Genomic DNA, 7,680 nt, shown 5'->3' with positions numbered 1-7,680 from the left:
CTACGTGGTGTCGCGCCCGGCCGAAGACCCGCTCGCCAACAAACTGCGCCGCAACCTGCCGGCGCACCTTGCCTATCATCTGATCCGCTGGCGCAACGTGATGTGGGGGATGTTCTTCTTCCAGCTCAGCCGGCGCAGGCCGGCGAAGGTGAAGGATCTTATCCTCAAGGGCGTGCAGATGGCGCTCGGCCCGGGCTATGACGTCGCGACCCACTTCACGCCGCGCTACAATCCCTGGGACCAGCGGCTGTGCCTCGTGCCCGACGGCGACCTCTTCAAGGCGATCCGCGAGCAGCGCGCCTGCGTCGTCACCAGCGAGATCGACACCTTCACCCATGAAGGCATCCGCCTGAAGGACGGCCGCGAGCTGGCCGCCGACATCATCGTGACGGCGACCGGGCTGGTGCTCCAGGTGGTCGGCGGCCTCGAGGTCAGCGTCGACGGCCGCTCCGTCGATTTTGCCAACACGCTGACCTACAAGGGCATGATGTATGCCGACGTGCCGAACATGGCCTCGGCCTTCGGCTACACCAATGCGTCCTGGACGCTGAAATGCGATCTCACCTGCGAATATGTCTGCCGCCTCATCAATTACATGGACCGGCACAATTTCCGCCAGTGCATGCCGCACAACGATGATCCCACCATCACCGCGCAGCCATCGCTCGATTTTACCTCAGGCTACGTGCAGCGCTCGATCGCCAAAATGCCGAAGCAGGGATCGAAACGGCCGTGGCGGCTCCACCAAAACTACGCGCTCGACATCGTCTCGTTGCGCTTCGGCCGGATCGACGATGGCGTGATGCAGTATTCCTGATCGCGCCGCCGCGCCGCCGCGCCGCGCGTGACCGGAGCCCGCTTCGCGTCCTGAGCAATGCGCGGTTTCGCGTATACGGCGGGGCGACTGAATCGGCGATGGTTCCGGAACGGTTAACGCCGATTTAACGGATGAGTCCTAGCCTGTCTCGGCCGGGGTTACTCGCAAGGCCGAGGTGAGCCCAATGGAAGCCCAGAGAATAGCGGTCGACGCCGTCGTGGCGCTGACCGATTGCGACCGCGATGCCGTCATCGCCTTCATCCGCCGGCTCTACCTTGCCGGCGTCACGGATCCCAAGCGCCTGACCTTCAAGGGCCTGCAGGCGCTGTCGCGGGCCTGATTCGAGCGGTTTCGGCCCTTTCAGCTCCCGGTTCCGTCGGAAAGCTCTCCCCAGCGTGATTGCAACCCCCGGTGAATATCTTGTCGCTCGGGCTCGGCCGGAGTAGATGACGTCCCCGGCTGGGTTCACTTGGGAACTGGGGAAATGCTGAAACAGCTTTTTGCGCCGCAACTTGTCATTCTCTATGTGCTTGCGGCCTCGACCATATACGTTCACTTCCGCGGCAAGCAGCGGCTGCGCTTCGCGCGCCAGCTCGGCGATCACTCGACCTATCTCGCGCCCTACAACGTGCTCATGTACGCCGGCTCGGCGGTGCCGAACAAGCCGGTGATCCCGGTCGAACAGTTTCCCGAGCTGAAGCCCCTCAGCGAGAACTGGGAGACCATCCGCGACGAGGCGGTGCGTCTGTTCGACGAAGGCTTCATCCGCGCCGCCGCGAAGAACAACGACTGGGGTTTCTACTCGTTCTTCAAGAGCGGCTGGAAACGGTTTTACCTGAAATGGTACGACGACTTCCTGCCCTCGGCGAACACGCTGTGCCCGAAGACGGTCGAGTTACTGAAGTCGATTCCGAGCGTGCATGGCGCGATGTTCGCGATGCTGCCGCCCGGGGGCAAGCTGGGCGCGCACCGCGATCCCTTCGCGGGCTCGCTGCGCTACCATCTCGGCTTGGTCACGCCGAACTCGAACAAGTGCCGCATCCTCGTCGACGGCGTCGAATGCGTCTGGCGCGACGGCGAAGCCTTCATGTTCGACGAGACCTTCATCCACAGCGCCGAGAATGCGACCGACGTCAACCGCATCATCCTTTTCTGCGATGTCGAGCGACCGATGAAGTACGGCTTCATGACCGCGATCAACCGCTGGGTCAGCCATCACATCGTCAAGGCCTCGGCGACCCAGAACGTCGAGGGCGAGAATGTCGGCGTGCTCAACAAGGTGTTCGGCAAGCTCTACGAGATCCATCTCGCCAGCCGCAAGGTCAAGGAGTGGAACCGCAACGTCTACTACACGCTGAAATACTCGCTGACAGTGCTGATCCTCGGCCTGATCGTGTGGTCGGCACTGAAGTGAGGCGCATGCATAGGGCGGATCGGCGAAGCTTGGTCCGCCCTCGCGTCCCGTTGATATCGGGGCTTGTGCCTTGCTCGCCGCGCCAAGATCGTCCGATCCCGGGCGACGTCGTCTAGTGACGGTGCTTGTGCCCTCCGGACCGGTCGGGATGCTGGTAGCCCCTTAACTCCGCATATCGCTGCATCTGGCTCTGATCGAGCAAGGCAGCAGTCGACAGATGATATTTGAGGTGGCTCTCGCGGAGCTGTCCCTGGGTTTCGGCAATGGCTGCGATGCTGGTCTTGAGCGATTCCGATGTGACCGCACGGGTAGAGAAAAGGTCTTCCAGCGCGCGCTCTTGTTCGACGAGCTTGTTACCCAGAGGAACGGTTTCCTGTTTCATGGCATCGAACAGCCGCTGGACCTGGACGCGTTGATCGGCGGTCAAGCCGAGGCGATCACGGAGCTCGATGACGTGGCTGGGACCGGGATATCCATTGAGCTCCGCGGCAAGAGCCAGGCCCATCCCGCGTCCGGCGCGGAGATCCTCGATCTGCTGCTGTGACAGCGCCTTGATGGGTCGGTTATCGAGGCCGGCATAGGGTTGGCTGGACTGTGCGCTGGCTGCGCTGCTGGTGAGGAGGAGTGAGGCCGCAAGCAGAAGGAGGCGGTTCATGAGTCTGGCTCCATCAGATCGAGCCGGCGATCGGCCCCGGCACGTCAGCCCCGCGTTGGTGTTCACCCTCCGCGCCGGGGCGAAGTGAACACCAACGTGTGCAATCTCATTCCGGCTGGCCGATCGACACCTTCAGCGTGCCGACGCCATCGACGCCGCATTCGAGCTTGTCGCCCGGCTGGAGCTGCGACACGCCGGCCGGGGTGCCCGTCATGATGATGTCGCCGGCGGCGAGCTTCACCTGCTGGGAGAGCTGCCAGATGATCTCGGGCACGTTCCAGATCAATTCGGTGAGGTCGCCCTTCTGTGCTTCCTTGCCGTTGACCGTCAGCCAGATCTTGCCCTTGGCGGGATGGCCGATCTTCGATGCCGGTTCGATCGCGGAGCAGGGCGCCGAATGGTCGAACGACTTTCCGATCTCCCAGGGGCGCTCCTTCTTGCGCGAGGCGATCTGGAGATCGCGGCGGGTCAGGTCGATGCCGACGGCATAGCCGTAGACGTGGTCCAATGCCTTGTCGGCGGGGATGTTCAGCCCACCGCTCTTCATCGCGACGATCAGTTCGACCTCGTGATGCAGATCCTTGGTCAGCGGCGGATAGGGAATAGTGGCGCCGTCGGGCACCAGCATGTCGGCGTGCTTGGCGAAGAAGAACGGCGGGGCGCGCTCGTCATTGCCCATCTCGCGGATATGCTCGAGATAGTTGCGGCCGACGCACCAGATGCGGCGCACCGGATAGCGGCCGCTCTCGCCGACGACCGGAAGCGAAGCCTGGGGCGGGAGCGGGATGACGTAGGAGGCGGCGTTCATGCGGGTCTCGTTGCTCTTGAGGTGGAACGAACTCTAGGCGATAGCGCTGATCGGCGCCAGGGCGCCGGAATCGTGGTGTTGCAGCCGGAAGAACGACGCATAGCGCCCGCCGCGGCGGAGCAACTCGTCATGCCGGCCCTGCTCGACGATCTCGCCGCCCTCGACCACGAGAATCGCATCCGCGTGCATGATGGTGTGCAGGCGGTGGGCGATCACGATGGTTGTGCGGTTCTGGCAGAGGTGCTCGATCGCTTCCTGGACCTGACGCTCGGACTCCGAATCGAGCGCGGCGGTGGCCTCGTCCAGCAGGATGATCGGCGCGTTCTTGATCAGCGCGCGTGCCACCGCGATGCGCTGGCGCTGGCCGCCGGAGAGCTGCGTGCCGTGCTCGCCCACCGGCGTGTCGTAGCCGAGCGGGAAGCCCATGATGAAATCATGGGCGCAGGCCGCCTTCGCGGCCTCGATGATTTCTTCCTCGCTCGCGCCGGGCCGGCCGAACGCGATGTTGCTGCGGATGGTGTCGCGGAACAGGTAGACGTCCTGGCCGACATAGGCGGTCTGCGCGCGCAGCGATTTGCGCGAGACCGACGAGATCGACTGGCCGTCGATCACGATGTCCCCTTGCGTCACCTCGTAGAAGCGCAAGAGCAGCGCCAGCACGGTCGACTTGCCGCCGCCGGAGGGGCCGACCAGCGCGGTGACCTTGCCGGGTTCGGCGACGAAGCTCATGCGGTTGAGCACGGTCTCGTTCGTGCGATAGGAGAAGCTGACGTCGCGCAGCTCGATGCGGGCATCTGTCAGCTTCAGCGCCGGCTTGTCGTCTTCGGACTGTTCGCTCGCGGGGCTGTCGATGATCTCGAGCAACATGCGCGCGCCGACCAGCTGACTGTTCAAATCGATGTTGAGCCGCGCCAGCCGCTTGGCCGGCTCGGTCGCCATCAGGAACGCGGTCATGAAGGAGAAGAACGCGCCCGGCGTGGCGTTGAGCGCGACCACGGCATAGCCGCCGTACATCAGGCAGCCGGCCACCGCGAAGCCGCCGAGCATTTCCATCAGAGGGTTGGAGCGGTTGGCGACGCGGGCCATCTTGTTGGCATTGCGCTCGACGATCGCGATGTTCTCGTCGATGCGCTTCTGCATGGTGTCTTCGAGCGTGAACGCCTTGACGGTGCGGATGCCCTGCAGCGATTCCTGCATCGTCTCCATGATGTCGGCGGTGCCGGTGAACTGGTTGAAGGCGAGGCCCTTGATGCGCTTGACCAGCTTGCGCAGCACCAGCATCGCCGGGGGCACCGCGACGAGGCCGATGAACGACATCAAAGGATCCTGCCACACCATGACGCCGATCATGGCGAGCAGCATCAAGAGATCGCGACCGATCGCGTTGACCAGCATGTTGAGGACGTCGGTGATCGACTTGGCGCCAGCGGTCAGCCGCGCCAGGAATTCGGAGGAGTGCCGCTCGGAGAAGAAGCCGACACTCTCGCGCATCAGCTTGGCGAACAGCTGGCGCTGGTTGGCGGCAAGGATGGCGTTGCTGATCTTGGTCAGGATCACCATGTGGCCGTAGGTCGCCACGCCCTTGATGAAGAGCAGAGCGACCGTGATGCTGGAGAACATCGCGATGCCCGGGATGTTCTTGTCGACATAGGCCTGGTTGATGACCTGGCCGAGCACGTAGGTCGCGCCCGCGGTCGCGCCCGCGGCAAGCGCCATCAGTGCGAAGGCGACGAGGTAGCGCCGCCAATAGACGATGCCCTGTTCCGTGATCAGGCGGCGAATCAGGACCGCAGCCGCGTAGGGGTCGTCGGTGATCTTCTTTGGAAACTGGGCCATCCGGGGTCCATTGACGGCGCAGGACAAGCCTGCCCGCGCGTCAGGGATCGATGGGCCTCTGTGCCCGCTCAGCCACGGTTTTTCAAGCCCAATTAAGGGCTTGCGCTTGGGATGATTCTAGGCGGAGGCGGCGTGGCGGAGCTCGCCATGGCGCTCGCGGAACAGCTTGTCCTCCCAGGCCAGCGCGTGGGCCGCGATGGTCTCGAGGTCCTCGTATTGCGGCCGCCAGTCGAGCAGGCCGCGGATGCGGCTGGTGTCGGCGACCATGGTCATGATGTCGCCCGGCCGGCGCGGGGCGTATTGCACGGCGAAGCTGCGGCCCGAAACCCGGCGCACCGCGTCGATGGTCTCCAGCACGGAATAGCCGCGGCCATAGCCGCAATTCAGCGTGATCGAGGCGCCGCCATTGCGCAGGTAAGCCAGGGCCGAGCGATGCGCCTGCGAGAGGTCGGTGACGTGGATGAAGTCGCGGATGCAGCTGCCGTCAGGGGTCGGATAGTCGGTGCCGAACACGTCAATCTTGGCGCGCTGGCCGGTGGCGGCTTCCACCGCGATCTTGAGCAGATGCGTGGCGCCGACGGTCGCAAGGCCGATGCGCGCCTGCGGATCGGCGCCGGCGACGTTGAAGTAGCGCAAGGTCACGTACTGCATGCCGAATGCGGCGGCGACGTCGTGCAGCATGATCTCGGTCATCAGCTTCGACGAGCCGTAGGGCGACAGCGGCCGGGTCGGCGCGTGCTCGGGCACCGGGACCTGGTCGGGATTGCCGTAGACGGCGGCGGTCGAGGAGAAGATGAAGCGGTTGATGCCGCGCTTCACCGCCACGTTGAGCAGGTTGCGGGCGGTGGTGAAATTGTTGCGGTAGTAGCCGAGCGGATCGCGCATCGAATCCGGCACGACGACCGAGCCTGCGAAATGAATGATGCTTTCGATGTCGTGCTGGGCGATCACGCCTTCGAGCAGGTTCTCGTCGCCGGCATCGCCGATGAACAGCGGCACGCCTTCGGGCAGATAGGCGGAGAAACCGGTGGAGAGATCGTCGATCACGACGACGTCCTCGCCGGCTTCCGCCAGCGCAAGGACCGTGTGACTTCCAATGTAACCGGCGCCGCCGGTGACCAGCACAGTCATGATCTCACCCGTCTTCGATCAACGCGCGAAGCTAACGCTTGCGTGGTGAAGAGGGGGTATCGGCGGAGCTGAACTGGTCACTATGCTTAATGTTGCGTATAGGGACTTTGCGAAATGGAGTGTGACGTGGCGGGTTTCCCCGGCGATCTCGAATTGATCGTGCCAAATCTGCACAGGCGCTATTCGGGGGTCACCGCGACCAACCGGATGGTGGCGCCGCGGCTGGCGAAACTGTATCGCGCGGCCTGGTTCGGCTCCGACGCGCCGGCGGGGATCGCGCGTCTGAGCGTTGCCGATTTCATCAAGCTCTGGCGCCGCAAGCGGCCGGTGATCTGGCACGCGCGGCGCAACAACGAGATGATCGCGGGCGTGGCGTTGCGCGCGCTCGGCTGGCCGCTCAAGCTCGTGTTCACCTCGGCTGCGCAACGGCACCACAGCTGGATCACGCGCTGGCTGATCCGGCAGATGGATGCGATCATCGCGACGAGCGACATCTCGGCTTCGTTCCTGAAGGTGAGGGCGACGGTGATTCCGCACGGCGTCGACACCGACGTCTACGCGCCGCCGCAGGACCGCGCCGCGGCTTTTGCCGAAAGCGGCCTGCCGGGCCGCTACGCCATCGGCTGCTTCGGCCGCGTGCGTGCGCAGAAGGGCACCGATCTGTTCGTCGACGCGATGTGCCGCCTGCTGCCGCGCTATCCGGATTTCGCCGCGGTCATCGTCGGCCAGGTCACGGCCGAGCAGACGCCCTTTGCCAATGACCTGAAGAAACGCATCGAAGCCGCAAACCTGCAATCGCGCATCGTCATCACCGGCGAGCTGCCGATCGAGGCGGTGCAGCGCTGGTATCAGCGCCTGACGATCTACGCCTTCACCTCGCGCAACGAAGGCTTTGGGCTGACGCTGATCGAGGCGATGGCGGCGGGTAGCGCGCTCGTCGCCGCACGTGCCGGCGCGGCCGAGCTCGTGGTCGAGGATGGCGTCACCGGCGTGCTGGTCCCGACCGGTGATGCCGATGC

General features: G+C 64.4%; 8 protein-coding genes. 4 read left to right on the top strand and 4 right to left on the bottom strand.

The features are described from left to right. The 3 genes from JHD07_RS03835 to JHD07_RS03825 all read left to right on the top strand — a co-directional run. The coding region (locus JHD07_RS03835) for an NAD(P)/FAD-dependent oxidoreductase (RefSeq protein WP_291619129.1) at nt 1-817 on the top strand (817 nt) is incomplete at its 5' end. A 184-nt stretch (nt 818-1,001) separates the two neighbouring features. Continuing rightward, complete coding sequence (locus JHD07_RS03830; RefSeq protein ID WP_007612486.1) at nt 1,002-1,157, top strand: hypothetical protein; 156 nt, start codon at nt 1,002-1,004, stop codon at nt 1,155-1,157. Between the two features lie 144 nt (nt 1,158-1,301). Beyond that, nucleotides 1,302-2,231, top strand: a complete 930-nt coding sequence (locus JHD07_RS03825; protein WP_291619117.1) for an aspartyl/asparaginyl beta-hydroxylase domain-containing protein — start codon at nt 1,302-1,304, stop codon at nt 2,229-2,231. A gap of 112 nt (nt 2,232-2,343) precedes the next feature. On the opposite strand, the gene JHD07_RS03820 is transcribed toward JHD07_RS03825, so the two are convergent. The 4 genes from JHD07_RS03820 to galE form a co-directional block, all read right to left on the bottom strand. Then, on the bottom strand, nt 2,344-2,886 hold the full coding sequence (locus JHD07_RS03820) for a periplasmic heavy metal sensor (protein WP_291619114.1): 543 nt from the start codon (nt 2,884-2,886) through the stop codon (nt 2,344-2,346). 106 nt (nt 2,887-2,992) lie between these two features. Beyond that, on the bottom strand, nt 2,993-3,694 hold the full coding sequence (locus tag JHD07_RS03815; RefSeq protein ID WP_291619112.1) for a fumarylacetoacetate hydrolase family protein: 702 nt from the start codon (nt 3,692-3,694) through the stop codon (nt 2,993-2,995). A gap of 33 nt (nt 3,695-3,727) precedes the next feature. Further along, the gene (locus JHD07_RS03810) at nt 3,728-5,530 is read right to left on the bottom strand and encodes an ABC transporter ATP-binding protein (RefSeq protein ID WP_291619110.1); all 1,803 of its coding nucleotides are present in this window, start codon (nt 5,528-5,530) and stop codon (nt 3,728-3,730) included. Nucleotides 5,531-5,647: 117 nt separating this feature from the next. Beyond that, nucleotides 5,648-6,661 (bottom strand): UDP-glucose 4-epimerase GalE, encoded by a 1,014-nt coding sequence (gene galE / locus JHD07_RS03805; RefSeq protein WP_291619108.1) that lies wholly within the window; start codon nt 6,659-6,661, stop codon nt 5,648-5,650. Nucleotides 6,662-6,787: 126 nt separating this feature from the next. Between galE and JHD07_RS03800 the strand changes: the two genes are divergently transcribed. Further along, a partial coding sequence (locus tag JHD07_RS03800; protein ID WP_291619106.1) for a glycosyltransferase family 4 protein occupies nt 6,788-7,680 on the top strand: 893 nt, incomplete at its 3' end.

The sequence above is a fragment of the Bradyrhizobium sp. genome (assembly GCF_016462955.1).
In the GTDB taxonomy this organism is placed as follows: domain Bacteria; phylum Pseudomonadota; class Alphaproteobacteria; order Rhizobiales; family Xanthobacteraceae; genus Bradyrhizobium.
This window is presented reverse-complemented; position numbering and strand designations above follow the sequence as displayed.

Excerpts from the sequence above, each read along its gene's own strand:
- JHD07_RS03830 (WP_007612486.1), top strand. The coding sequence starts at position 1,002 with ATGGAAGCCCAGAGAATAGCGGTCGACGCCGTCGTGGCGCTGACCGAT.
- JHD07_RS03825 (WP_291619117.1), top strand. The coding sequence starts at position 1,302 with ATGCTGAAACAGCTTTTTGCGCCGCAACTTGTCATTCTCTATGTGCTT.
- JHD07_RS03820 (WP_291619114.1), bottom strand. The coding sequence starts at position 2,886 with ATGAACCGCCTCCTTCTGCTTGCGGCCTCACTCCTCCTCACCAGCAGC.
- JHD07_RS03815 (WP_291619112.1), bottom strand. The coding sequence starts at position 3,694 with ATGAACGCCGCCTCCTACGTCATCCCGCTCCCGCCCCAGGCTTCGCTT.
- JHD07_RS03810 (WP_291619110.1), bottom strand. The coding sequence starts at position 5,530 with ATGGCCCAGTTTCCAAAGAAGATCACCGACGACCCCTACGCGGCTGCG.
- galE (WP_291619108.1), bottom strand. The coding sequence starts at position 6,661 with ATGACTGTGCTGGTCACCGGCGGCGCCGGTTACATTGGAAGTCACACG.